Raw genomic sequence first — 25,423 nt, forward strand, 5'->3', positions numbered from 1 at the left:
ATGACTCGACATTACCCGAGCCCCGACAGCCACTCAAGGCCCGTCGCAGGCGTATCGGGAAAGCCTTCGCAGGCAACGCGATCCTTCTATAGGCGCACGCTTGCCCGCATCAGGCTGCAAAGCAGCCCCGGCTCACACCGGGGCTGCGGCAAAAGGCATTGCCTTCGAGTGCCAACCCCGCCGCAGGTTCCCTCAGCGCCCCTGCAGCAGCTCGGCGGCCTGGTCCAGCACCTTCAGCGGCTCGCTGGCCTTGTGAATGTCCGCCGACAGCAGCTGGCGGAAGCGCCGCGCCCCCGGGAAGCCCTGGCCCAGCCCGAGGATATGCCGGGTGATGTGATGCATCGCACCGCCGCTTTGCATATGCGCGACGATATACGGGCGCAGCTTTGCAATGGCCTCTGCGCGGCTGACCACCGGCGCCGCGCTGCCGAACAGCTGCTGGTCGACCTCGGCCAGCAGGTACGGGTTGTGGTACGCCTCGCGTCCCAGCATCACGCCATCGAAGGTCTGCAGGTGAGTGCGGCATTCGTCGAGGGTCTTGATGCCGCCATTGAGCACTAGTTCCAGGTCCGGGAAGTCGGCCTTCAACTGCGCCGCCACGTCATAGCGCAGTGGCGGGATTTCGCGGTTTTCCTTGGGCGACAGGCCTTCGAGGATGGCGATGCGCGCATGCACGGTGAAACTGCGGCAGCCGGCGTCGCGCACCTGGCCGACGAAGTCGCACAGCTCGGCGTAGCTGTCGCGGCCGTTGATGCCGATGCGGTGCTTGACCGTGACTGGAATGCTGACTGCGTCCTGCATGGCCTTGACGCAATCGGCCACCAGCGCCGGATGGCCCATCAGGCAGGCGCCGATCATGTTGTTCTGCACCCGGTCGCTGGGGCAGCCGACGTTGAGATTGACCTCGTCATAGCCGGCATCCTCGGCCAGGCGCGCACAGGCGGCCAGGTCCGCTGGCACGCTGCCGCCCAGTTGCAGGGCCAACGGGTGCTCGGACACGTCGTGGCGCAGGAAGCGCTGGGCGTCGTTGTGCAGCAGCGCGCCGGTGGTGACCATTTCGGTGTAGAGCAGGGCGTGCCTTGAGAGCAGGCGCAGGAAGAAGCGGCAGTGGCGGTCTGTCCAGTCCATCATCGGTGCCACGGAGAAGCGGCGGGATGGCTCGGGGCGCGTGGTGTATGGCGTTGAAGCGGATTCTAGGGACATTCTGGTCTACACGGTTTTGTACCATTTTCCGGGGTTTTTCGGGCGTTCTGGGTGTGATGGCGTACGATTTGCCACCGCCACTCACGCTTGTACCAACGGAAAACATGGCAACGATCAGAGCAAGGAAAAAGGCCGATGGAACGGTCATCCATACCGTCCGGATCCGCCTCAAGAAAAAAGGAGCCCTAGTCTACCAAGAGTGTCAGACCTTCGCCCGCCAGCAGGCAGCTCAAGCCTGAGCGAAGCGACGAGAGATCGAATTGGGCGACGCCAGGTGCGAGCCAGGCAGAGCCAACCCGGCCCCTTTGGAACGATGAAGCGGCAGCCGCTCATGGATTCGGCCAGGATGAGTGCACATTGATGTATCGCTGGCGCTCGGCGTACCACGGGCAAAACCAATTTTTCCCCTGCCGTGCATCCAGTTCTATCGCTGGTGGGTAGTACTAATGGGCAGCCTGTGACTGCCCAGCCAATGACCTGTCAGGAGCACACCTCATGAGCCCCAAGTTCTCCGCTATGCTGCTCGCTTGCAGCCTCATCCTTGCGCTGCAGCCAGCCCACGCCCAATCTGCGCTGCCAGAGGCAGTCAAGGTCCCCGATGGCCATCGCGTCATGCTCGAGACTGTCGGCGTCGGCGAGATCACCTACGAATGCCGCGACAAGGCCTCCGCGCCTGGCCAGACCGAATGGACTTTCGTTGGCCCCAAGGCCGTGCTCAATGACCGCGCCGGCAAACAGGTAGGCGATTACTTCGGCCCTCCCGCCACTTGGCAAGCCAAGGACGGCTCGAAAGTCACCGGTACGCAGCTGGCGGTAGCCCAGGCGGAGAAAGGCGCCATCCCCTATCAGCTGGTCAAGGCCAACCCGGCCGAAGGCAAAGGCGCCATGCAAGGGGTCAGCTATATCCAGCGCCTGGCAACCCGTGGTGGCGTGGCGCCGGCAAGCGACTGCACGACGCAGAACAAAGGTGCCAAACAGGTCGTGCAGTACCAGGCAGACTACGTGTTCTGGACAGCCAAGTGACGCGCCCGTGGCCGACACTCCGCCGTTGATGATCTACGCTCGATGGCAAGCCCCCGGCTGGATGGCCGGGGTCCCTTGCCTCACACAAGGAAGCCGCAAACGTTGAATGCGTCTGTCACCCCTTTGGACTTCCAACGCTGCCTGGAGGCGTGTGCACTGGGCGACCGGCGAGCCCTGCAGGCACTCTACGATCAGGAAGGTGCGCGCCTGCTCGGCGTTGCCCGGCGCATCGTGCGTGACGATGCCACCGCCGAGGACATCGTCCACGATGCGTTCATCCGCATCTGGACCCGTGCTGCCAGCTTTGACCCGGCGCGTGGCTCGGCTCGCGGCTGGATCTACAGCATCACTCGCCATCTGGCGCTCAATGCAATACGCGACAGCCGCCGTGAAACCGTGCTGGACGACGCCGACATCGATAGCTCGGCAGCATTGCCGGCAGGGGGCGATGACATTGACCTCTGGTCAGGCTCGGCAAAAATCTACCGTTGCCTCGAACAATTGCAGCCCACGCCACAGCGCTGCATCTTGCACGCCTATGTGGACGGCTGCAGCCACGCCGAAATAGCCGGCCTGCTGGGTGCGCCGTTAGGCACCGTCAAGGCTTGGATCAAGCGCAGCCTGAAGGCGCTGCGGGAGTGCCTGGAATGAAGCCGGATACTGCCGAAGCGTTGGACACCCTTGCCGGCGAGTTCGTGCTGGGGACGTTGTCACCGGAGCAACACGCCGCGATGACCGAGCGCCTGAGCGTCGACCCGTCCCTGCGTGCCGCGGTGGATGCTTGGGAGGAACGTCTGCTGGAGCTGACCGCGCTGGCTGCGCCCCAGCCACCGAGTGCCCGGCTATGGGGCCGTATCCAGCGCAGCCTGAACGAGCTGGCCACGCCTTCGAAACAGCAGCGAACCCATTGGTGGCAACGTCTCGGCCTGTTGCAAGCACTGAGTGCTGCAGGGCTGGCTGCAAGCATACTGCTGGCGTTTGCGTTGTTGACGGCGCCGCCGGCCACCACGCAATTCGTGGTGGTTCTCGTGGCGCCGGGCAACCAGGCACCCGGCTGGGTGGTGCAGACCAGCGACAGCCGCATGATCGAGCTGATTCCGTTGGGCGAGGATGCCGTCCCCGAAGGCATGGCCCTGCAGTTCTGGACCAAGGGTGAGCAGTGGCGAGCACCGGTGTCGCTGGGGCTGGTCAAACCCGGTGAACCCTATCGTGTTCCGATACAGCGCCTGCCCCCGTTGGAGGCCAACCAGTTGTTCGAGCTGACATTGGAGAAATCCGGCGGCTCGCCTACCGGGCTACCGACGGGGCCCGTGAGGTTCATTGGCCGCGCGGTAAAGGTGATATGAGCATCTGGATAACCGCTTGAAAGTGCTGCGCAAGGTCTTCACCTGCGCGGTACTGACGTGTTCTCGCCTGTTGAAATGATCAATGCCCAGGCACTGATAAAGACCGCCAGCAGCATACCATGGCGTCACAGCGCGTTTTCCAACAGCGCCCCCAGTACCCCGCTGGCGAGCACAACCAACCACGCCGGCAACTTCCAGAGCATCAAGGCAACCAGTGCCATCAAGGCCAGGCCAACGTCCTGCGGCGCGTGGATTGCGCTCGTCCACACCGGCTGATACAGCGCGGCAAGCAACAGACCTACGACAGCAGCATTGATGCCCAGCAGTGCCGCTTGGGCTCGGGCATTGCAGCGCAAATGCTGCCAGAACGGCAAGGCGCCCACCACCAGGAAAAATGAAGGCGCGAAAATCGCCAGCAGGCAGATCAGGCCTCCTGTCCAACCATTGGGTGCCTGCTGCATAGAGGCGCCGAGGAAGGCCGCGAAGGTGAATAGCGGCCCTGGCACAGCCTGGGCGGCCCCATAGCCAGCCAGGAACACATCATTATCAACCCAGCCAGGAGGCACAACTTCCGCTTGCAAAAGTGGCAGCACGACATGCCCACCACCAAAAACCAGCGAGCCGGCGCGGTAGAAGGAATCGATCATCGACAGTGACTGGGAGTTTAACCGGCCTGCCAAGAAAGGCAGGCCAAGCAGCAATGCAAAGAACAGGGCAAGCCAGAAAAGACCCGCGCGACGCCCCAGGCCCGTGGTGAGTGCTTCATGCACTCCACTTGGCTGCGGCTTGAACAGCAGCAGCCCCGTGACTGCCGCCAGGCCTATCACCGCTACTTGCGCCAAGGCGTAAGGCATCAGCAGCATGAGGCAGGCCGCAACTGCCATGAGGGTGATCCGCGGCGTATCCGGGCATAGATGGCGGGCCATACCCCACACTGCCTGGGCCACGACCGCCACCGCCACTACGTGCAAACCGTGCAGTACCCCGGCAGGCAGGGCATCACCCTGGTTGGCGATGCCGAGCGCGAACAGAACAAGGGCGACCGCCGAAGGTAAGGTAAACCCCACCCATGCAGCCAGTGCACCACCATAGCCTGCACGTATCAGCCCAACCGCGATACCAACCTGACTACTGGCCGGACCCGGAAGAAACTGGCAAAGGGCGACCAAGTCCGCATAGCAACGCTCGCTCAGCCACTGTCGACGCACCACCAGTTCATCCCGGAAGTAACCCAAATGGGCAATCGGGCCGCCGAAGGAGGTCAGCCCCAGGCGCAAAAAAACCAAGAACACTGCCCAGGGGCTACGGTCGGTTGGGATGGCATCGGACATGTGTATCGACTCATCATCAAAGCTGCGGGCAGATGATAATTGAAGAGGGGGAAAATGGGATTTTTGGGCTGGCGCTGCAACGCACCCCGGTATTTCGTGCCACTGGTCATATCGATCGCTCTTTCCCTTGGCAAAGTGACCGAACTGTTGAGGGCTGACAGAGGGGGAACGTGATGGATGACGAAGCGAAACGAATAGCGGCACTGGAACAGGTGGTGTTTGCGTTACTGGCTGCCGGAGCGGTCAGGGGGATTCCTCCCAACGATCTGCGGCTTCATGCCATTGGCGGCCTTCTCACCGGCACTCGCGGGCGTTGGGTGGATGAAGAGCATATTGGTGATGCAATCAACGAGCTTCACCGGGCAATGCGTTTTTTCCCTGATTGATTGTCCCGATGTATCAGCTGGCGCAACTGTCCGACCGTCCTGATGGCTGGCATAGGGTCGCTTCGCTTTATGTGCCTTACTTGGATCTCATGCCAGCGGAGAACGTCATGAGATCGAGGGGCAAGACCTTCTGGGATTGGGCGGATGCCAAGCTGCACAGTCGTACACATACTGAAGTGCTCGAATTCGGGTTGACCATCGATGTTCAGGTCCGGCTTTCCCGTGTGGGTGCCACTGAACTGTTCATTGGCATCTATGGGCCGGACGGTGCTTGCCTCCACGAGGAAGCGCACAAGGCGAGGCCAGGTCAATCCATGACCACCGCGATGTCATGGGGTGTCGCGCTGGCACGGGATATCGCCGCGTCCTTTGCGAAGCCTGGCCCCAAGGCGACTGATGGCGCGACAGAACATCGACCGAGCCCATGAGCCGTCTTTCTCCAAACAGGTGCGGTATCTCGCAATGCCTTCCGAGGGAGGCCGCGATGCGTGCCAATCCGAGAGCGCAGGGCAGCACTGATCCCGAGGTCCCGGCGCGCAGGCCTGGATGAACGGGTTGTCAGGCCAAGCCTGGCTTCGTGCTGGGCTTTTGCTATTCAGACAGCACATTCACTGCTTTTTGGCTTCCACGCTGTGGACCAACGCTTCGCCTTCGTTGCGCACGTTGCCCACTTGTTTGTCCACGGGGTGCCACTTGAAGTCGCTTGCCGGGCGGCAACCGGCCTGGACGATTTCGGCGGCGCGTTCCTCCGAGGTGGCAGGGTCGATCCATTCGCGTGCCAACGCAGGATTTAGGACCAACGGCTTACGGTCGTGGATGTCGACGAGACCTTGGTCAGCTGCCGCGGTGATGATCACGAAACCGTCGCGCTCGTCTGGCTCGATGCCGGCGTGGACTTCTGCCAGCGCCGCGAAGAGCAGAGGGGCCTCGTCCGCAGCCTGGATGTAGTAGGGCTGCTTGCGCTTGGGGTCCGCAGGATCGGGTATCCACTCGAACCAGCCATTGGCCGGCGCCAAGGCTCGGCCATTCGGCCAAAGCGATTTGAAGAACTTCCCCGTCATCACCGTCTCGGCCCGCGCATTGATCGGGTCGGGCCGCTTCCCCTTCGCCCAGAACGGCGACCATCCCCACTTCACCCGATCGACGCTCAACCCTCCAGGCACTGGCCTTATCAGCTCTACACGGGTAGAGGGCGCCACGTTGTACCGGTTGATCCGCTCATGGTCGTACCCGTTGATGACCACCAGATCGAGAGCCAACTGCCGCAGGTAGTCGTCCATGCTCTCGTAGATCGAATACCTCCCGCACATACCACACCTCGCTCGTTTGTCGGCTGCCTCGCGTCCGCGCATTGACGTAGGAACGGTCTGACAGTTTACTGTATGAATATACAGCTATTCATTTGAGTTGATCTGCCATGACCATCACCTTCCTGGGCGCGCCGACGGGCGGCCCTGCGCTGCTGCCGGTGTATTCGTTCCGTGTGCCGGCCGGGTTCCCTTCGCCGGCGGCAGATCATCTGGAGCGGCATATCTCCCTCGACGAGCTGTTCGACCTGCGTGCCCCGCACGTGTACCTGGTGCAGGTGGAGGGCGACAGCATGCAGGGGGCCGGGATCTTCTCGGGCGATCTTCTTATCGTAGACCGCAGCAAGGAGGCCGAGCACGGCGACATCGTGATCGCCGCGATCAACGCCGAGCCCGTGTGCAAGCGCCTGTACCGGCGTGACGGTGTGTTGATCCTGCAATCGGAGAATCCCGCCTACCCACCGCGGCACGTCATGGAGGGCGACGACCTGGTCATCTGGGGCGTAGTTCGCTACAGCGTGCGCGATCATGCCCAGTGACCAGGTGTTCGCGCTGATCGACTGCAACTCGTTCTATGCGAGCTGCGAGCGTGTGTTTCGCCCGGATCTGGCCAAGACGCCCATCGTGGTGCTGAGCAACAACGACGGCTGTGTGATCGCCCGGTCATACGACGCTAAGCCCTACGTGAAGATGGGCGAGCCCTATTTCCAGGCCAAGGAGAAGCTGCGGCACCATGGCATCGTGGCGTTCTCGTCCAACTATGCGCTGTATGGCGACATGAGCGAGCGGGTCATGTCGCTGATCGAGTCGATGGTGCCTGCGGCCGAGGTCTACTCGATCGACGAATGTTTCGCTGATCTGACCGGCGTGCAGGGGAGCCTGACCCAGTTCGGCCGGGATGTGCGTGCCAAGGTGCTGCGCTGTACCGGCATCCCCGTCGGGGTCGGGATCGCCCGCACCAAGACTCTGGCGAAACTCGCCAACCACACGGCGAAGCGCCTGCAGGCGCATACGGGCGGAGTGGTCGATATCACTGACGATTTCAAGCGCGATTGGGTGCTGCGCAATACTGAGGTGAAAGAGGTATGGGGGATTGGTCGGCGGATGACGGCGCACCTAGAGGCGATGGGCATCCGAACGGCCATGGACTTGGCGAAGGCAGATCCGCAGATGTTGCGCGACAAATTCAGCGTGGTGGTCGAGAAGACCGCGCGTGAGCTCGCCGGCACACCCTGTCTCGAGTTGGATGAGGCTGACCCGCCGAAGCAGGAGATCTGCTGCAGCCGGATGTTTGGCAAGCGGCTGACGGAGCTGGCACCTATCAAGCAGGCGGTGGCCACCTACACGGCGCGAGCAGCGGAGAAGCTGCGCGACCAGGGATCGGTATGCAAGCGCATGCGAGTCAGCATCCGCACGGGGATGTTCAATCCGGACGAAGCCAAGTATGCCAGGGGCGCCTTGGTCGAGCTGCCATACCCAACCAACGATACGCTGCTGCTCACCAGGGCCGCCACCGAAGCGGTGGGGCAGGTCTACCGCTCGGGCTTCCGCTATAGCAAGGCCGAGGTTCTGCTGATGGATCTGCGGCAGCCGGGGGAATTCAGCGATGATCTGTTCGCTGTGACGCAGCCGGCGGCTTGCGATCGACTGATGTCGATGCTGGACGAAATCAATGGCAAGTACGGCCGAGGGACGATGCGTACGGCCAGCGTCCCCGACACCCCTGACTGGGGGATGCGGCGTGAGATGATGAGTCATTCGTACACCACGCGGATCGATCAGCTATGGCGAGTCCGGTAGAAAGGCAGGCCAGATCATGGGGCAAAAATGGGGCAAACCGAGCGCCATTCCATGCCCCTCTATGCCCTTTGGACTCTTCACCGGCAGTAGAGAAATGCGCCCAAGCCCTTTGCGTATGGGGTTTGGGCGCATTTTCTCGTCAATACTCCAGCACAACCGGGGGGTGTTGAATGCTATTTGCGGAAATTTTTCCCTATTTGTATGAAGTTGTCCAAGTAGTTTTCGAGAATTCCTGCATTATTCAGCATGCGGAATGTATTTCTGTTTGCCGCATTCTTTACGTCGTTATCGTCAATCATGCACCATGCACACGCTTCTGATTCGGAGTGGGTCGGCTCTTTGCAATGCATGCATCGATCTTGAGTTGATGTGATTTCATTACCGTTGAATATATGGGTATTGTTTTCGGAGTCTAATAAAAATGGAGTTGTTGAGCTTCTTCCAATGTGTTTTTCGAAGTACTTGCATCCTATGGATGTTGCAACTTCTTTTAGTTTTGCTTTTGTTTCGGTAGAAGCTTTCGCCCCTACGATTATTGAGGTTACGCAACTTGCCGGGAAGTGGAGGAGCGTTAAATGCTCATTTATTTTCACAGCTGTTTTTTCGTCAGCGATCAAGCGTCGCTCTTGCTCGTAACCCCAGCAGGTTTGCTTTGTGAAATACGCTGCGCTGCCGATCGCCTGCCATAGCCAGCCAACATGTCTTGGCTTGCTGACTACGTATGCACGCAGGAGCATGTCTTGCATGCCGTCGTGAGGCGTATCTTGATAATCAATGTCGCCAAAGCTCGACTCGCTCTCCTGGGACTCGAGCCACTCATTGAGTGCGGCCTCGTCTATCTCAGCAACGAAGCCTTGTGAGTTTGAAGCGTAGTGAGCCCAAAGAGGGGTGATCAATGGGGACTTGGAAAAGCAGGTAACTGGCTGATGAGTTACCATGGCGATTATTTCTTTGTAGTATGCGAGGATTTCGGGCTCTTGGTTATAGTCGATCGTCAAGAAGAATTCAAACGGATCGTTGTAATCTTTTAGGTAAGATAACTTTAGGGTGCATTTGTGGTCTGCCAGTAGAAATCTGTCGGCAATATCCGGGCCCATATACTTATAGAGTTTTTTGCTTTCTTCCATGAGGAGCTCACGTTCAGGTTTGAGTGATGTATAAGCGTGATCTGTTGCTTACGCAGCATGATAGTCGATGGAGAAAAAGGAAAGAAGCGGGTGTGCGTACAGCGTGGTGTGCTGCCGTCGCTCGCGCTCCTGGATGATCAGTGCCATCTAACCCGCTCTTGTCTAGTCAGCTTAAGCGGTTTGCGAGCTCCGATGTTTGGGAGCCGTAGGCTGTTAGCGGAGAATGGAGAGTGGTAAAAAATTGGTACGCTATTCAGCTATTTGCATTGCAGCCTACGTAGCTCAAGGCCTGTAAGAAAAGTTAGCCCAATCCATCATCGGTGCGACAGAAAACCTCCTAACTACCGTATCTGCTGGTTTGCCGGTGTTTTCTGTCTGTGCCTGCTGCATTTTCGAATCTTTCATTTGATGCGGTTTGCTATCGTTTCTGCTTATTCCTCCCCTCATGCCCATTACCACAATGTAGCAACCCGAATCAGCCGTGTGGCAGATCCAAGGGAGTCATCACGCAGCGCAAGTGCAAGGATGGGGCATCGGGCCTCACCGCCCAGATCCGCATCTCATAGGAAGGGCTCGCAGTCTATCAGGAAAGCAGGCCTTCAGCCGCGAGGCTGGCAACACCAGAAGGCCTACAACAAGGTGTTCAAGCGGTTGCACCTCATAGGTTCTGTACATCCACAGTCACCCATACTGTGTTGAAGCGGGGCTCGGGATGCTCATGTACTCCGACACTCCGCTTCCTCCCCCGTTTCGCCTTGTCTGGCCTTTGAGACATACTTCGTACATACCAAGCGCAAGCTGGCGGAAAGCTTCGCTGCGATGGTCGCAGTGCAGTGTTAGCTCAGTGCCTAAGTCAACGATCTCGGACTGCTTGGCTGGGCGCAGTTAAGTCAATCTCTGTAACATTCAGCTGCCATGAGATATGGCGATAATAGGACTTGCTTGGCAAGTAGGGTGATGTTTGTTGGTCTTGTCTCATGAAATAGTCTTCCTGCTTATTTTGGTGCTATTTGATTCTGAATGTATTGGCGTCAAGCGATTCGGTCAAGAGGGCTAATTGTGTTTTGTATCTGGAGCAGTTCCAGATTATGCCAGAATTTTTATTGTTGGCTTTTTTCAGGGGACATAAGGGCGCGTTTCACGACTGAAAGTAGCGAGGTTGGTTGGGGTAAACATTTATGTGTCGATAGAAGTGCCGTGGCCTGGTCTTCTGTCTGGGAGCGTCCATGCTCGAGGTTTTTTCATCACTGTGAGATGTTGGGGTGCTGATTATTGCTCTGGTTTTTATCTGTAAAATCAATAGCTTAAATTTTTCTGTCGAGGCGACATCGTTTTCTTTTTTAAGTTCATTTTTTTAGTCCATTTCCGATTGACGGCACTTTCGTTCGGCTATAGAATTCGCCGCCCTCGACCTAAAATACGGATTTTTGTCGTGATCTTGATTCCTGCGTACGAACCTGATGGAACCCTAGTCAAGCTAGTAAATGAACTAACTGAGATGATGCGCGCCACCCAGCAGAACGTGCCGCTGCTCATCATCAATGACGGTTCCCGTCGGGAAGGTGCGCTCCAGGTGTTTGCCGATCTGGAGGCACTGGGTGTCGAGGTTGTGACCCATCCTGAAAACAAGGGAAAGGGCGGGGCATTGAAAACCGGCATCGCGATCGCACGTGATCGAGGAATGCCCTTCGTGGTAACCGCTGACGCCGACGGTCAGCACCTGCCAGTAGATATTCTCCGGGTAATGGCGGCCGGCATTGAGGCCGACGATTCAGTGATCCTGGGGCGCCGAGTGTTTGACAAGACCACGCCGCTGCGCTCCAAGTTCGGCAACGAATTGACTATCCGGATCTTCCACTTGGTGCACGGAAAGCGCGTTAATGACACCCAGACGGGCTTGCGATTCATTCCTTCAGCTTTTTATGAGGATCTCTTGGGTATCCCCAAGGACAGATATGACTTCGAACTGGCGGCATTGATTCTCTTCGCGCGCAGGAACAAACTGCAGGAAGTCGTGATTCAAACTGTCTATGAGCCGGGCAACCCGTCTTCACACTTCCGTAAACTGCAGGATTCCGCCAAGATCTATGCCGTGCTATTGCGTGGGGGCATGGTCTCGTTGCTCCTCGCCCTGATGGACTTTCTGACGTTCCATCTACTCGATTCGTTGACAGGCTCCACCCTGCTGTCTGTGGTCGTGGCCCGTACTGTTGGTACCCTGGGCTACTTCTATCTTGCCCGAAGCTTTATATACAAGGTGGGAGGGGACACTGTCAGAACCTTCATAAAGTACCTCCTTTTGGTGCTCCTGAACATCTCAATTCTGGCACCGTTAATCGATCTGGCCAAAGAACAGTTCGAAATGCCGAAGGTGCTGACCTATATCGTCGGTACACTAAGCCTGTTCTTCTTCAATTTCTTCGTACAAAAAGCCGTTATCTTCAAGCCGGCCACTGCGGGCACGTCTGTGGTACCTGTGTTGCCAAGTACCGAAACAACTCGGTAATTCCTTTCAGCCCACCAGCCCAGGCCAGGCCAGGCCAGGCCAAAGCATCTCATCCCTGATGCTTTGGCCTTCGGCCAGCGGCTTCCATTCTAAGTCGCCGCCTCTACCCTGCTTTTGCGAGTCAGACATGAATCGGATCAATCAAGCGCCCCTTTCCTCAGCGGGCAACGAAGCACAATTGCCTGTGCGCACTTTTCGCGTGATCGCGGCATTACTGGTGCTGTGGCTTTTCATCGGCGCGAGCTACCTGTATCGGCAAGAGTTGTCCATACGCTTTGGATTGTGGGACAACTTCGACATCAATGCGGTGAATTACTCCCGCTATAGCGACGCTCGTGACACCGAACAGTTGTTCCAAAACCAGTTGCTCTTGGTCCGTCAGGGCTACCGTAGTGGTGCGCTGTTCGTAGGTCCTAACGACCTTTATAGCCGTCAGTTGTTGCCCATCGACAGCAGCCAGAGCTACCAGATGAGTTTTGATCTGATGGCTGTCGCCGATGGTGCTGACGACAAGGGCTCCTCCACGTACGCCGGCTTGATGTTCTACGACCAGCACAAGAACATCATCCTCGACCCGCAATCGCACATGTTTGGCGTGGCCGCGAATCACATGATCACCCGTGCCAATGGGCGACTTAGTCTAAGTGGTGTGTTTTCACCAACCGGGCAGGGACCGAACCGTATCCCACCCAATGCCCACTACATGAAGATCGCTTTTAGCCTCAACTACGCCGACCCCAAGGCATCCGTGATGCTGTCGAGCATCAAGTTTGTGCCCTACGTCGGCGCTGGAGACAACAAATGACGCTATTTTTTGGTTTCCTGGCGGTCGTGCTGTTCATGTTGCTGATCGGGTACATTTGGCCGATCAGGGGGCGTATTGATGGCGCATGCTTGGCAACGTTGACTGTGGCCAGGTCGCTTTGGTTGAGCTGGCTGGTGGTATTCGTATCCTACTGGCTGAACTTGGGCGACCTGTCGTTGCCGATACTGATACTGGTGGCCCTGGTGACCGTGCGCCGTTTTCTCAAGGGGAACGACGCCAGCGTCGGCTTCAGTTTTGGCGGGCTGATGCTGATGCTGGCATTCATGTCGCTCGGCCTGCTGTTGAGTCCGTTAGGAGCGCTCAAGCCAATCTTTGGCGGAGAAATTGTTCTCTCCGGATGGGACGTCAATGCCTCCTGGAACAATTGGGCCATGCAATTGTTCGACAACGCCTATTCCCCATACACCGCCGCCTATCCTTTGTTCCTGCCGGGGCTGTGGTCGCTTGTTTACAAGGCCCAGGCCAACCCGATGGTATGGGTCATGACCCGTTTGTTGCTGTGTGTCTTCCCATTGTTGCTGGTTGTGCAAATTGGTTCTTTGGCCAATGCCCGCCGGCCGCTGGCGGCGCTGCTTGTGTTTCTCTTGGTGTGGGGCATTTTCATGCTCAACCCGACTCTATTGGCCGGCATCACCGACCCGATCGTGATGATGCTCACCCTGATCGCGGGTACGGTGTTGTATTTGGCGACCTGCTTTGGTCGTCAAGACGAGCGGGTCGACCACTACACCCTGTGCGCCGCGTTGTTTGCTGGTATCGGCGCTATTACCAAACAGCCGGGTGCAATTGGTGCGGTCGCGATCGCATTGAGCCTGATCCTGATCGGTTTGCGCTCATCTAAAGGGCTTAGCTGGTACTTGGCGCGGTTGCTGCTGATTATCGTACCGCCTACAACGTTCATGATCATCTTCTACTCCGCGCCTTCGATGCCGACCGCTTTGGGGAATCTCAGTTTTCTCATGAGTCTGACCTCGCGGGCGTCTGATGGGGGGGGGATCTATGAGCATGGCTGGAGCTTGGTGACTAGCATGTTCGGGCGCTTCCCGCTGTTCCTCATGCTGACCTTGGCCGCATTCAACGTGTTCACCCCGAAGCGCCTGGTCAACCAGATCGGTTTGATCTACCTGGTATGCTCGGCCGTGGCCTTCGGCGTCTATTCGAACTGCTGCGCTTATGATGAACGCAACGGCTGGTTCTTGATGGCGCTGCTGGGTATGTCTGCGATCTGCGGCGCGTCCATCCTTGAGGGTGCATTGATGCGCGAACTGGTGCCGCTACAGAGAGCCTTTGGATCGGCGCAGAGTGCCCTGTGGCGTCAACGTACCCGTGGCAGTGCGACATTGCAGCTCATGGGGCTGATTATCGCCGTAGTCTTCGCTGGCCTGTTGCAGTTGGTAGTGGGCGAGGCGCGCTATCTGGAGGCAGCCAAAGAAGCCCGTCGTGAAATTGTCTGGCCTACAGTCAACCACTTGGCCTATACCGATATCGATAATCTGGGCGACGGCTTGATCATTACCAACTACCAGTTCATTGCCCTGCTGCCGGATTTGGAAAAGCGCCATCGGCTCTGTCCGGACATCGCCTGTCTCAGTGCCACCATCAAGCAGCATCCGGGCAGCCGTGTTCTCATGGGGCCGGATTCCTTCAACTACCCGCTGCTACGTGCCTCTTTGGCAAGTACGGATTACCTGGCCCGTGAGGATAAACACGGATTCCTGATTACTCGGGGATTGACGGTTGAAGATCTGCCAACGGCAGTAATGGCGACTTCCAATCCTTGATGCCGTTTTCCGAGGTGTATGGAAAAATGGGCGGTGGATTGGAATGACGCCTCCTCGGCACTCTTTGGGTGCCCATTCTTCTCTGCGCCCTTGCTGATCGACGTGCCTGGTCAGCAAGGGGCAGGCCTGGGGTCTTCGTTACATGTCCCGAGATGCGAGACGATCAGGCCGATTGCCCGCACGCCTCTGAGCAGTCAGATATCAGAAGATCTGCCAACCGCTCTTCTCCCGTTACGCTCGGGCGTGATTAATCCTGCAGGCTTTTCAGCCCAGGTGAGGGCGTGCACGGAATTGACAGTATCTCAGCGCCCGAGGGACGACGATTGGCGTTCTCGGGATTTCGTACAGCGCCAAGCGATATCTATGGCGGGACGATAGTCTGAATAAAACGATCAACCGTTATCGCATATATTTCTATCGTGAAAGCCAAATAGTCTGGTGTTTCAACGAGCGCTGAAAATTAATGGGTGTCAGCCTGTTGTAGAAAGTACTATTCCAGTACTCACTTTAGTATAGGTGGTGTTCAGGTTTGCGCTGAAAGATAAATGGCTTTTAGCCACTATTCGCTAATCGCCAAAGGTTCTAATTGCTCCGTAGCATATTTTTTTGTGATGACTAAGCTCGTAGACGCGCAACGGATGTTAGGGACGTACGCGCGTATATCATGCTGCATCTACTAAAGGACTATCCCATGGAAAGCTTCGCTATCGCAGCCTCACAAATAAACTGGAACGGTGGCCAACGGATTACTTTGACTCCGGGTGATACGGCTACCTGTACGACGTTGCGCCCTGGCCAGATTTACGGGATTTTCATCTATAACTCTGCAGGTAGTGACAACAATGCCACTGTCAATGTGGTATGGAGCAATAGCCAACCCCCTGCACGCATTACTGTTCCAGGTACCACTGCCAATGCCGGCTTGGCCTCACTGGGCTTTGTTTCGGGTACCGATACCCAGACCATTTCGGTTTCGCTGCCCAGCAACAGTGGCATCGCACAGGTCGAGCTGTGGCTGGGCAGTACCAGCATGCCGACCAATACAAGCGGGCTGAACAATAATCAGCTGCAGGCTAATGGTGAGCAGTATCCGTTCAACAAATATAATCGCTATTATTCGGTGCCTCCGTCAAAATGGATGAATTTGACCATCGTTAGCAAAATTACCCAGTTTATCTCGTGCCAGTTCCGAGAAGCGGCTGCTACTGTGTTTGTTGTTAATGAAACCTCCAATGGCCTGCTGTCTGGTCAAGTCACCAATATTGGGCCTACGGCTTCGGAACAAGGCGCTGTCACCATTGTTGCGACTCAGATTCAAAGTGTCAGTAATAACTTGCAAGGCGACGGCACGCAGTGGGTCTGGATGGATGCTGATAGTCAGCAAGACTCTACGAGCGCCAGTATTTCTCTGCAGTCACTTTAGAAGGGCGATCAGTTAAAATAAAAGAGTCGCGCACCGCGCGGCTCTTTTATTATTAGGCGGTAATTTTCCTGGTGCCACCACCAGCCTGCTGTCAAACAGAAAGGCGGCAGCTGTACGTGGGTTGACAGACGGGCGGTAAACCACGCAAAAGTTCCGGCGCACGCAAGCGTGCCCACACGTACAGCCACCATTGAACGGGGACTGCCTGCGTGATTCTACCGTTACAGCCTGTCAAAGCTGTGTCGTTGATGTGCAACGACAGGCCGAGACTAGAGCGCCCACAGAGCAGCCGCAACGGAAAACAGGCGGCAGTATGTTTGGGAAATGGACTACAAGGAAGGGGTAAAATCTGATTGTGGATGATCTACATCGACGCTTTTCGGGAACAGGGTGTGGGAGCAGGCACCGCCTAAAACAAACCGATCAGCATTGATAGCCTGTGCGTTGCCCAAGGTCATACATTGATGGCTAGGTTAAACCAAGGAGTTACCTATGCTGATCAATGGTTATCAGAGTTACCAGTACCTGCCCAGCCAAATCAGCGAGCAGACTCGTTCCGGTACTGTTGCTGAGGCGCAGGTGCGATTGGTCACTACCTCGCCAGAGGCCAATCGTTTGGCCAAGCGAATCGAATACAGCCCAGGTAGGGGGGGGCTCCACCACCTGAATGTATCCATAGCAGAGCCGCTGAAGGAGTTACTCCAATGGTTGCTCAGTCGTCTCGGCCGAGGTGGTGATGCTCAGGGCCTGGCGGAGGATCGACGCATGCAGCACGCCGAACCGATTGGCCACGCAGCACCTTTCGCTCGTGGTTTTGGCAATGGCTTCAAGACGGTGCTGGATGCAGTAAGTCTGCTCACAACTGCCTCACAAGTTGATCACAACCGCTTCGATGTAACCCTGAAGGCCGAGCAGGTTAATAACTTGCAAGGTGCGATTATCAAGGGTAGTGCAAATTTTAAAGAAATTGAGATGATGGTGAAGACCCGTGGGGACTTGCAGTTGGTGCGAACCCTCGCGTTGAGCTTGACTCATGAAACTGACTCTCATCAGCCTTCAATCAAGGCAGCACTGGCGAACTTGGCCAGCCAGCGTCCAAATACAAGCGTTTTTCTGGGTGGACTGGTGGCATTCATACACGAGCAGGAAAGCCGTTGGTTCGAAAAAGCCAGTAATTCCAAGCTGGTGATGGATGCTGAAGCGCAAAGTTGCTTCATTATCGAAGGGTTTCAGGAGCATGTAAATAAATTGGGTGCTGACGAGGCATACAAGATTCTTGAGCAACTAGAAGGTCATTTCGGTCAGCGGGTACATGAGGTTGTGGGGGCGGCTATCATGCTAGTGGGAGAGGCCGATGATGACAATGAGCTCCTCTGCCGTCTGGCCCGCGCTGAGGTCGTGGCTGACAAGCTAATCAGTTTACTTCGCGCGAAACTTGACATGCCCGATATTAATATGCAGTTCAAAGTCACTGGTGATCGTAGCATCACGGATCGTAGCACCAACCTCAACCAGTTTAACCCACTGGAGTTGGCCGCATTAGTGAGCCTAGGTATCAAGTTGCAATAGGCAGGGGACAGGTCCCCTATTCACTGGCTGAAGCGACCAAGCCTGCACGGCTCCAAATCGGGCGATGGCTTGCCACTGACGATTTCCATGCTTACGAGGCGGCCCACGGTGGCGGCCAGGGTGACACCAGGATGCATGACACAGACGTAGATGCCGCTGATACCTGGCAGATAACCAACCAGCGGTGCACCATCGCTGGGTATCGGCCTGAAACCCACACACGCCTTTTCAATGTCGAGTGAAACGGCGCCATGCAACTCTGCTCTGATGGCCTCTGCGGTTCTCAGCGCAATCGCGCCTGGTTGGTTGTCTGCTGCATCGTCCAGATAATCCTCTGCCGCCAACAGGCTGCCGTCATCAGCATGCCGCACCTCCATGGCTGCGTTGGAAATGATCCCTCGAACAAGGTGGGGCGGCGAGTGGTAGCGGATATAGATCGCAGGAGAGGCCTCGAGCGCAAGTGAGTAGCCCAACACGTCCGTCAATAGCGTGGTACCCGTTCCCGCCGCAAGCACCACCAGGTCCGCGTCGATTACCCCGTGGGTGGTTTTCACACCTGAGACTTTATCTGCGCTACCCGTGAACCCTTCCACCTGTGTCTGCTCCAGCAACCTGGCGCCTCGGGCTTGAGCGCCTTTGATCAAGGCCCAGGTGGCCGCTACTGCGTTCAGCGCGCCTTCCTCTGGAGCATGGTTGGCCTGGGCAGGAGGGTGTTTCAGATTAGGTTCCAGGGTGAGGATCTGAGCCCCCGAGACCGTTGATATCCCAGGGGCAGGCGTTACTTCCGGGAGGCCATAGGTCAGCGAACCGGTCCATTGAATGTGTAAGTCTGGCAGTTGCGCTTCGAGGCGACGATAGTCCGATACGGCTGCGGCCCGCAGTGCGGCGGCAGGATCTGCGTCACTGTAGGTGGTATTGATCCATGCAAAGGAAGTGGAAGTCACGCCAGACGCTACATGGCCAGCCTCCACGATGGTCACCTGCGCGCCTTGGCAGGAAAGGTGGTAGGCAACGGAGGCCCCCACGATACCTGCCCCCACCACTACCACATTCATTCCCGGGATATTGTTCATCGTGCTCCGTCACCGCCTTGGGACTATGTTTCACTGGCCGTACCTGGCAATCCTGGGTCCACAGGGGCAAACGGCGATAATAAATGGAAAGCGTGAGTACCAGCGAGCCTATGTTCGACCAATACCTGAAGCAGTGGGGGCTGACCATTGATGGGGAGGCTTTCGTTTCACCTAATGGCAATCTATTGCCCGTTCGCCGGGGCGATACACCGGCGATACTTAAAATCTCGCAGGCGCCAGAGGAGCAGGCCGGTAGCCAGCTGATGGCCTGGTGGGCAGGCGACGGTGCAGCCCCTGTGCTGGCTCACGCGGGCGAGGCGTTGCTGATGAAGCGGGCGCAAGGTGCGGCGTCACTTGCAAGGATGGTCGCAGATGGCAGGGATGACGAGGCCACGCGCATTCTATGTGCCGTGGCGGCCCGCCTGCATGCGCCACGGTCTACGCCGAGGCCTGCGCTGGTGCCGCTGGAGCAATGGTTCGACGCATTGTGGAGCGCGGCGGCGACGCACGGTGGGGTGCTGGAGCACAGCGCAAAGGCAGCGAGGGCGCTTTTCGCAGCTCCCCAGGACGCTGCGGTGCTGCATGGCGACATCCATCACGGCAATGTGCTGGATTTCGGGCCGGCCGGTTGGCTCGCCATCGATCCCAAGGGGTTGTACGGCGAGCGGGGCTTCGATTTTGCCAACATCCTCTGCAACCCGGACGAAGCCAGCGCGCAGGCGCCGGGGCGCCTCTCACGGCGTATAGCGATCATTTCGCAGGCAGCCGGTATCGAGCGTCACAGGCTGTTGCAGTGGGTGCTGGCGTGGGCAGGGTTGTCGGCGACCTGGATGATCGAGGACGGCGCTGAGCCGGAGGGCAGGTTGGCGTTGGCGAGGCTCGCGGCTTCGGCGCTCGATGGCAGCGCTCGGGGTTCTGACTGAGGCATTGCATGTTAGCCGGCGATCACGGGTGACGCCGGAATTGCGCTGATGTGCAGTTCGCACACGAAACCCTCCAACCCCTAGGCGTTGGCTACACGCATACTGGCCCCGCACGGGCACACAGTGTATTTCCCTCCGTTGGGCAGATCGGTCTAAACCGTATTTAAAAGAGTGGCGGTGGGTAATACGAGTCGAAAAGGATTATTGCTGGATGGTACGAAGCCAAGCTTGCTGTGGTAGTAGCTGGCAGCGTCCATGTCCTTTGCATCAACGACAATGAACGCAACTCCCGAATGTCGGGCAACCACGCACACTCGCCGAAAGAAGTCTGCCATCAGGCGTTTGCCAAGGCCTTGTTTTTGTGCGGTTCGGTCGACTGCAAGACGACTCAAGAGAATTGCCGGGATCGGATACCGAGGCATCTTTTTCTGCTGATTCTCACTAAGCGAGTCGAGCGCCACGGACGCATTAGCTAGCGTGTAAAAGCCCAGCAAAGTGCTTTTCTCAATATACATGAATGTGCGCGACACGTTGCGCTTCTGGTCTTGGCCGGCTTGTTGAGTAATATAGGCGTTGAGAGCGGGATGGATCTTACAATCGAACGCAGAGCGATCAATCGACTTGTCGAAGTCGACAGTAATGAAGTCCATTGATGCCCTCAGCGCAGTGCGAGCAAGTTACGAAGCGCTTCGGTGGGCTCAGGGGGAGCATCGAGCATCTGCTCGGCTGCCTCAGCGGCGAGAACCGTCATGCCCGAGGAAGCAACACTAGTGATTTCTGCATGCGCAACGGAACGGACAGCCAGGGCAGCGACAAGCTTTTTCAGTTCTGACAGATCTCGCTCAACATCGGAGAGGTGCGGCGCTCTCGCAGGGCGATTCCTGCCTTGAATCTTGACGGTAACCCAGGTACCGCCAGATAGGGTTTTCGTTGCGAGATCTTCAACGAGATCGTCAGCAGTGATGCGCAATGCTTCCATTCTCCCGCCTTTCAGCAGGAGGTACTTTTTTCTGGTAGCGGCACGACGGGCAAGCCCGGCTTCAGGTCTGTTCGTCACAACGATATTCTCCGTATTTCCCGATCCTAGCACATTGCCCTTGACATTTTTGCCTGGTCAGACCGCTAGCAGACATGAGGCCAGCCGTGTCCAAGGTATGGAAAGGATATCCGAAGGCCAGGCGAGGCCTTTGTACGAAAGTGCCTGCGCGACGGTCATGCGGCGGTGAAAACAAGTTCGGAGTTTTCATGCGCAATCAGCAAGGCCAGGCGCGACTCCTACCGTTTCTCGCCTGTCTTCGCCTTGCCTGATCAAACGATCGCTTCTGGATGAGATGTGTCAGTCGATTGGGAAGTTTGGCAATAGCTCATTGGGGCTATGGGGCTGGCAAGGCGCGGGTTGCTATGCTGCTGTCGATCTGGACACACGGATTGGCCGGCGTCGAGTGACGCTGCCACTACACGGAGGTGCACATGCAGATCACATTGCCGCTGAGTGTCAGCGACTGGGAGTACAAGAGCGCCAGCGGGGGTGGGTTGACGGTGATGTTTGCCGCCGCCAGCGGTGGCTTGCTGACCCTGACCGATCCGAACAAGGCCGAACAGCAGTTTCGCTACGGTTCGCTCGGAGTCGGCGTTGGCGCAGGCGCGCGTTTGCCGCGGGTAGGCAAGATCAACCTGCTGGTGCGTGGCAAAAGCGTCGGCGCGGTGGGCACCAGCGCAGACCTCCCGGCGATCGGTAAGGTACTGGTGGCTGAATCGGTCGCGGCCCGTGGCCTGGTGCGCGACGACTTCAAGGGCGGGTGCGTGTTCCTCGAAGGCGGGGTGGGCCTGGTTGGCGGTGGCAGCGGCTCGGGCGTGCTGTTCGGCCTGGATCCCAAGCTGTTGGCCCTGGGTACCGCCGCGATAGGGGCGGGTGGCGCGTTCCTGCCGCAGGATACTTTTCCGCGCCTGCTGCGCTCGGCCAAGGGCGTGATCCTCTCCGCCGGGTTCAACATCGGCGTGCAGGCGGGCGGTGGCCTGGCGTTGACCTTGGGCGGGCTGTACTGATGGCCAGGGCGTGCTCGCGACAGCATCAGGCGCCCACGGCTCAGCGCGTGTTTGCCAGCTCTCTGCGAACAATCTCCGCGCCCGCGCTCAACGCATTGAGTTTGCCGCTTGCCACCTGGCGCGGCAGGGGCGCCATGCCGCAGTTGGTGCACGGGTAGAGCTTGTCGGCGTCGACGAACTGCAGGGCCTTGCGCAGGGTATTGGCGACTTCCTCTGGGGTTTCAATGGCGTGGTTGGCAACATCAATGGCGCCAACCATCACTTTCTTGCCGCGGATAAGCTCGATCAGCTCCATCGGCACGTGGGAGTTGTGGCACTCCAGCGAGACGATGTCGATGCTGGATTTCTGCAGCTTGGGGAAGGCTTCTTCGTATTGCCGCCATTCCGAGCCCAGGGTCTTTTTCCAGTCGGTGTTGGCCTTGATGCCGTAGCCGTAGCAGATGTGCACGGCGGTTTCGCACTTGAGCCCTTCGATGGCGCGCTCCAGGGTGGCCACACCCCAGTCATTGACCTCGTCGAAGAACACGTTGAAGGCCGGTTCGTCGAACTGGATGATGTCGACACCCGCCGCTTCGAGTTCGCGGGCCTCCTGGTTGAGGATCTTGGCGAATTCCCAGGCCAGTTTTTCGCGGCTCTTGTAGTGGGCGTCATACAGTGTGTCGATCATCGTCATGGGGCCTGGCAGCGCCCACTTGATGGGTTGTGAGGTTTGCTGACGCAAGAACCTGGCGTCATCGACGAACACAGGCTGGCGGCGAGCAACAGCGCCTACGACCGTCGGCACGCTCGCATCGTAGCGATCACGGATTCTGACCGTCTCGCGCTGCTCGAAATCGACACCGTCGAGGTGTTCGATGAAGGTCGTGACGAAATGCTGACGTGTCTGTTCGCCATCGCTGACGATATCGATACCGGCGTGCTGTTGTTCTTGCAAGGACAAGCGCAGCGCGTCTTGCTTGCCCTCGACCAGTTCATCACCCTCCAGCTTCCATGGCGACCAGAGCTTCTCAGGTTCAGCGAGCCAGGCGGGTTTGGGCAGGCTGCCGGCAGTGGAGGTGGGTAACAGCTTTTTCATACTGGAAAACCTTGTGTCTGGTTGAGTCAAAGCGCGCAACGGGCGGACCACTGCTCGAGAATGGCCTGGTAGGGCTTGATGAAGTGTTCGTGCGCGAACTTGCCCTGTTCGACAGCCAGGCGGCTGCGCTCTTCGCGGTCGTAAACGATGCGCGTCAACGAGTAGTCCTGGTGCTGCAAGCTGGGTTGGTAGGTTTTGCCGGCGGCGGAGTTCGCGTTGTAGATTTCAGGCCGGTAGATTTTCTGGAAGGTGTCCATCGTGCTGATGGTGCTGATCAGTTCCAGGTTGGTGTAGTCGCCCAGCAGATCGCCGGCAAAATAGAACGCCAGCGGCGCGGCACTGTTGGGCGGCATGAAGTAGCGCACCTTCAAGCCCATCTTCTTGAAGTACTCATCGGTCAGCGAGTATTCGGCCTGCAGGTATTCCACGCCCAGAACCGGGTGCTGGTTTTCCGTGCGGTGATACACCTTGCTGCTCGAGACGCTCAGGCAGATGACGGGCGGCTTGCGGAAATGCGCTTTGTAGGCGGGTGAATTCACGAAGCACTTGAACAGCTTTCCGTGCAGGTCGCCAAAGTCCTCGGGGGTGCTGAAGGTGTGCCGATCCTTGTTGTGCCCCTGCAACAGCACGCTGAAATCGTAATCGCGCACGTAAGACGAAAAATTATTGCCGACCATGCCGTCGATACGTTCGTTGGTTTCCCGGTCAACTACCGTCGTTTTCAATATTTCGATCAACGGCAGTGCAGGGGCGGCCCCCGAGAGGCCGATATCCATTTCCACTGAAATGATGTCGAGTTCGACCCTGTAGCGATCGCCTTTGGGGTTATCCCAGTGCGCCAGGGCATTGAAGCGGTTGTCGATCATCCTCAAGGTATTGCGCAGGTTTTCCTGGCGGCTCTTGCCCCTGGCCAGGTTGGCGAAGTTGGTGGTGGTGCGGGTCTTGTCCGAAGGCTGGTAGTGTTCATCGAAACAGATCCGTTTGAGGGTGAATGCAAACTCGTTATTCATGGTGGTGGTGAGCCCTGATGTCTTAAGCGAGGCAAGGAAGGCCAGGGTTGAGATTCATGGGTGCCGCGCCCATGCCTGCCTTTGTCGCTTGCGCAAATTCGATGAAGGATTGTCAAAGATCAGCTCTTTATGAGACAAACTCATTTTTTTTGCATACAAGTGTAGTTTTTCTCATGATCGATCTGAGGCACCTGCGCACCATCCATGCCTTGCGCGAAACCGACAGCCTGTACGAGGCCGCCGAACGGCTGCACCTGACCCAATCGGCGTTGTCGCACCAGTTCCGCGAGCTGGAAGACCGTATTGGCATGCCGCTGTTCGTGCGCAAGTCCAGGCCGGTACGTTTTACCAGCGCTGGTCTCAAGCTGCTGGAGCTGGCCGAGCAGGTACTGCCGCAGATCCGTGCCACCGAGCGGGACCTGGGCAAACTGGCGGGTGGTACGGCCGGGCGTCTGCACATCGCCATCGAGTGCCACAGCTGCTATCAGTGGCTGATGCCGACGGTGGACGAATTTCGCGGTGCCTGGCCGGAGGTCGAGCTGGACCTGGCGTCGGGGTTTTCATTCGCGCCACTGCCGGCGTTGGAGCGGGGCGATCTGGACCTGGTGGTGACGTCCGACCCGATGAAACTGCCGGGGATCAGCTATGTGCCACTGTTCGGCTATGAGGCATTGCTGGCCATCGATAATCATCACGCCTTGTGCGTGAAGCCGTATCTGGAGCCCGCCGATCTTGCCGGCCAGACGCTGATCACCTACCCGATCGAGCGCAACAGGCTGGACATCTTCACCCGCTTCCTTGACCCGGCCGATATCGAGCCGGCGCAAGTGCGCACCTCGGAGCTGACGATCATGATGATGCAACTGGTGGCCAGCGGCCGCGGTGTGTGCTGCCTGCCGAACTGGGCCGTGCATGAATACAGCTCGCGCGGTTACGTGACCACCAAGCGACTGGGGGAGAAGGGGCTGCAGGCAAAACTGTATGCGGCGGTCCGCAGCGACATGCTCGAAGTGCCTTATGTAAGCGACTTCCTGCTCACGGCAAAGGATATGTCCTTCGCGACGCTGGAAGGCGTCAATGCTGTTTCCGGGATCGCTACCTGACAGCCAGCCCCAGCTATCGCAGCGCATTACCTGGCAATCGAGGCGGACGGATCAGCGGGTCATCATCGAGTCGGCAAGGACCGCGCGAAACACGCTGTAAATCCCCGAAAGCGCTGGTTACACATCCAGGCCACACACTTGCGTGTCCGCGGCCATAGTTCATGCCCAGGCTTCATCGGTGCGCGACAGCGCCGTTGATCGGCTGAGTCGAAGCGCAAGCTGGATTCGGTCAGAAAAATGTACGATGATTTTCGTAATGCCAGGGAGGGCGCATGCCAAAAGGCTTCAAGGCAGCCAGGAGCGCGGTGATTGCCGCGCTCGAATCCGGGAGGTACCTGCATGCAGCGCGGGGCGATATCGAGGTAAAGAAGCTGTTGGCCCTTGGCGCGGTCAGTGCGGGCGATGTCATCGAGGTCATCCGTGCTTGCAATGGCACTCACTACAGCTGCAGCCCACACCATGCCGTGCCAGCCATCGAAGTCCATGTGCTCAGGCGCTCCGGTTGGTACATCAAGTTCTATTTCATCGAGCCGCAGACGTGGTTCATCAGTGTTCACCAATGAGT

The 25,423-nt window shown here is 57.8% G+C and carries 25 protein-coding genes and 1 pseudogene; 17 read left to right on the forward strand and 9 right to left on the reverse strand.

Annotation, left to right across the window (positions count from 1 at the left end):
• Window positions 1–192: 192 nt before the first annotated feature.
• The gene (gene dusA, locus OH705_RS10070) at window positions 193–1,203 is read right to left on the reverse strand and encodes a tRNA dihydrouridine(20/20a) synthase DusA (RefSeq protein ID WP_023629607.1); all 1,011 of its coding nucleotides are present in this window, start codon (window positions 1,201–1,203) and stop codon (window positions 193–195) included.
• Between the two features lie 104 nt (window positions 1,204–1,307).
• Here dusA and OH705_RS10075 point away from each other — a divergent pair.
• The 4 genes and pseudogenes from OH705_RS10075 to OH705_RS10090 form a co-directional block, all read left to right on the forward strand.
• Window positions 1,308–1,439: pseudogene (locus OH705_RS10075) on the forward strand (site-specific integrase); the annotation flags it as partial.
• Between the two features lie 259 nt (window positions 1,440–1,698).
• A complete protein-coding gene (locus OH705_RS10080; protein WP_094010542.1) occupies window positions 1,699–2,226 on the forward strand; it encodes a DUF3455 domain-containing protein in 528 nt (175 codons plus the stop codon).
• 102 nt (window positions 2,227–2,328) lie between these two features.
• Window positions 2,329–2,877, forward strand: coding sequence for a sigma-70 family RNA polymerase sigma factor (locus OH705_RS10085; RefSeq protein ID WP_023629604.1), 549 nt, complete (start codon window positions 2,329–2,331; stop codon window positions 2,875–2,877).
• Complete coding sequence (locus tag OH705_RS10090; RefSeq protein ID WP_267302094.1) at window positions 2,874–3,572, forward strand: anti-sigma factor; 699 nt, start codon at window positions 2,874–2,876, stop codon at window positions 3,570–3,572. Before OH705_RS10085 ends, OH705_RS10090 begins: the two co-directional genes overlap by 4 nt.
• A 125-nt stretch (window positions 3,573–3,697) precedes the next feature.
• Here the strand turns inward: OH705_RS10090 and chrA are convergent, their stop codons facing one another.
• Window positions 3,698–4,903 carry a chromate efflux transporter gene (gene chrA / locus OH705_RS10095; RefSeq protein ID WP_181425866.1) on the reverse strand — a complete coding sequence of 402 codons (1,206 nt, stop codon included), beginning with the start codon at window positions 4,901–4,903 and terminating at the stop codon, window positions 3,698–3,700.
• 173 nt (window positions 4,904–5,076) lie between these two features.
• On the opposite strand from chrA, the gene OH705_RS10100 reads away from it, so the two are divergent.
• Window positions 5,077–5,289, forward strand: a complete 213-nt coding sequence (locus tag OH705_RS10100; RefSeq protein ID WP_023629602.1) for a hypothetical protein — start codon at window positions 5,077–5,079, stop codon at window positions 5,287–5,289.
• A gap of 8 nt (window positions 5,290–5,297) precedes the next feature.
• The gene (locus tag OH705_RS10105; protein ID WP_323873488.1) at window positions 5,298–5,717 is read left to right on the forward strand and encodes a hypothetical protein; all 420 of its coding nucleotides are present in this window, start codon (window positions 5,298–5,300) and stop codon (window positions 5,715–5,717) included.
• Window positions 5,718–5,897: 180 nt separating this feature from the next.
• Here OH705_RS10105 and OH705_RS10110 read toward each other — a convergent pair whose 3' ends face one another.
• The gene (locus OH705_RS10110) at window positions 5,898–6,599 is read right to left on the reverse strand and encodes an SOS response-associated peptidase family protein (RefSeq protein ID WP_267302227.1); all 702 of its coding nucleotides are present in this window, start codon (window positions 6,597–6,599) and stop codon (window positions 5,898–5,900) included.
• Window positions 6,600–6,706: 107 nt separating this feature from the next.
• On the opposite strand from OH705_RS10110, the gene OH705_RS10115 reads away from it, so the two are divergent.
• Together OH705_RS10115 and umuC are read left to right on the forward strand one after the other, a co-directional pair.
• Complete coding sequence (locus OH705_RS10115; RefSeq protein WP_050704511.1) at window positions 6,707–7,135, forward strand: LexA family protein; 429 nt, start codon at window positions 6,707–6,709, stop codon at window positions 7,133–7,135.
• Complete coding sequence (gene umuC, locus OH705_RS10120) at window positions 7,125–8,396, forward strand: translesion error-prone DNA polymerase V subunit UmuC (RefSeq protein ID WP_267302095.1); 1,272 nt, start codon at window positions 7,125–7,127, stop codon at window positions 8,394–8,396. Before OH705_RS10115 ends, umuC begins: the two co-directional genes overlap by 11 nt.
• A gap of 173 nt (window positions 8,397–8,569) precedes the next feature.
• On the opposite strand, the gene OH705_RS10125 is transcribed toward umuC, so the two are convergent.
• Entirely contained in the window at window positions 8,570–9,523 is a 954-nt protein-coding gene (locus OH705_RS10125; RefSeq protein WP_267302096.1) for a DUF2971 domain-containing protein, read from the reverse strand.
• A gap of 1,432 nt (window positions 9,524–10,955) precedes the next feature.
• On the opposite strand from OH705_RS10125, the gene OH705_RS10130 reads away from it, so the two are divergent.
• From OH705_RS10130 to OH705_RS10150, 5 genes are all read left to right on the forward strand, one after another.
• Window positions 10,956–12,029 carry a glycosyltransferase gene (locus OH705_RS10130; protein WP_267302097.1) on the forward strand — a complete coding sequence of 358 codons (1,074 nt, stop codon included), beginning with the start codon at window positions 10,956–10,958 and terminating at the stop codon, window positions 12,027–12,029.
• Between the two features lie 127 nt (window positions 12,030–12,156).
• Window positions 12,157–12,834: a hypothetical protein gene (locus OH705_RS10135; RefSeq protein ID WP_267302098.1), complete on the forward strand. Its 678-nt coding sequence runs from the start codon at window positions 12,157–12,159 to the stop codon at window positions 12,832–12,834.
• A complete protein-coding gene (locus tag OH705_RS10140; RefSeq protein ID WP_267302099.1) occupies window positions 12,831–14,636 on the forward strand; it encodes a hypothetical protein in 1,806 nt (601 codons plus the stop codon). Before OH705_RS10135 ends, OH705_RS10140 begins: the two co-directional genes overlap by 4 nt.
• 691 nt (window positions 14,637–15,327) lie before the next feature.
• The gene (locus OH705_RS10145; protein WP_046856331.1) at window positions 15,328–16,059 is read left to right on the forward strand and encodes a hypothetical protein; all 732 of its coding nucleotides are present in this window, start codon (window positions 15,328–15,330) and stop codon (window positions 16,057–16,059) included.
• A 492-nt stretch (window positions 16,060–16,551) separates the two neighbouring features.
• Window positions 16,552–17,628, forward strand: coding sequence for a hypothetical protein (locus OH705_RS10150; protein ID WP_267302100.1), 1,077 nt, complete (start codon window positions 16,552–16,554; stop codon window positions 17,626–17,628).
• A gap of 20 nt (window positions 17,629–17,648) precedes the next feature.
• Here OH705_RS10150 and OH705_RS10155 read toward each other — a convergent pair whose 3' ends face one another.
• A complete protein-coding gene (locus tag OH705_RS10155; protein WP_267302101.1) occupies window positions 17,649–18,701 on the reverse strand; it encodes an NAD(P)/FAD-dependent oxidoreductase in 1,053 nt (350 codons plus the stop codon).
• Window positions 18,702–18,811: 110 nt separating this feature from the next.
• On the opposite strand from OH705_RS10155, the gene OH705_RS10160 reads away from it, so the two are divergent.
• Window positions 18,812–19,624 carry an aminoglycoside phosphotransferase family protein gene (locus OH705_RS10160; RefSeq protein WP_267302102.1) on the forward strand — a complete coding sequence of 271 codons (813 nt, stop codon included), beginning with the start codon at window positions 18,812–18,814 and terminating at the stop codon, window positions 19,622–19,624.
• A gap of 152 nt (window positions 19,625–19,776) precedes the next feature.
• Here the strand turns inward: OH705_RS10160 and OH705_RS10165 are convergent, their stop codons facing one another.
• Together OH705_RS10165 and OH705_RS10170 are read right to left on the reverse strand one after the other, a co-directional pair.
• Entirely contained in the window at window positions 19,777–20,274 is a 498-nt protein-coding gene (locus OH705_RS10165) for a GNAT family N-acetyltransferase (protein WP_267302103.1), read from the reverse strand.
• Between the two features lie 8 nt (window positions 20,275–20,282).
• Complete coding sequence (locus tag OH705_RS10170) at window positions 20,283–20,603, reverse strand: hypothetical protein (RefSeq protein ID WP_267302104.1); 321 nt, start codon at window positions 20,601–20,603, stop codon at window positions 20,283–20,285.
• Window positions 20,604–21,094: 491 nt separating this feature from the next.
• Here OH705_RS10170 and OH705_RS10175 point away from each other — a divergent pair, with 491 nt between their 5' ends.
• Window positions 21,095–21,670 (forward strand): hypothetical protein, encoded by a 576-nt coding sequence (locus OH705_RS10175; RefSeq protein WP_267302105.1) that lies wholly within the window; start codon window positions 21,095–21,097, stop codon window positions 21,668–21,670.
• 40 nt (window positions 21,671–21,710) lie between these two features.
• On the opposite strand, the gene OH705_RS10180 is transcribed toward OH705_RS10175, so the two are convergent.
• Window positions 21,711–22,745 carry a methionine synthase gene (locus OH705_RS10180; protein ID WP_267302106.1) on the reverse strand — a complete coding sequence of 345 codons (1,035 nt, stop codon included), beginning with the start codon at window positions 22,743–22,745 and terminating at the stop codon, window positions 21,711–21,713.
• A gap of 26 nt (window positions 22,746–22,771) precedes the next feature.
• On the reverse strand, window positions 22,772–23,755 hold the full coding sequence (locus tag OH705_RS10185; protein WP_023630565.1) for a DUF1852 domain-containing protein: 984 nt from the start codon (window positions 23,753–23,755) through the stop codon (window positions 22,772–22,774).
• Between the two features lie 173 nt (window positions 23,756–23,928).
• Here OH705_RS10185 and OH705_RS10190 point away from each other — a divergent pair, with 173 nt between their 5' ends.
• Complete coding sequence (locus tag OH705_RS10190) at window positions 23,929–24,858, forward strand: LysR family transcriptional regulator (protein ID WP_094010522.1); 930 nt, start codon at window positions 23,929–23,931, stop codon at window positions 24,856–24,858.
• Between the two features lie 272 nt (window positions 24,859–25,130).
• Window positions 25,131–25,421: a hypothetical protein gene (locus OH705_RS10195; RefSeq protein WP_023630567.1), complete on the forward strand. Its 291-nt coding sequence runs from the start codon at window positions 25,131–25,133 to the stop codon at window positions 25,419–25,421.
• Window positions 25,422–25,423 lie beyond the last annotated feature (2 nt).

This window comes from Pseudomonas sp. BJa3, from assembly GCF_026343815.1.
GTDB lineage: Bacteria > Pseudomonadota > Gammaproteobacteria > Pseudomonadales > Pseudomonadaceae > Aquipseudomonas > Aquipseudomonas soli.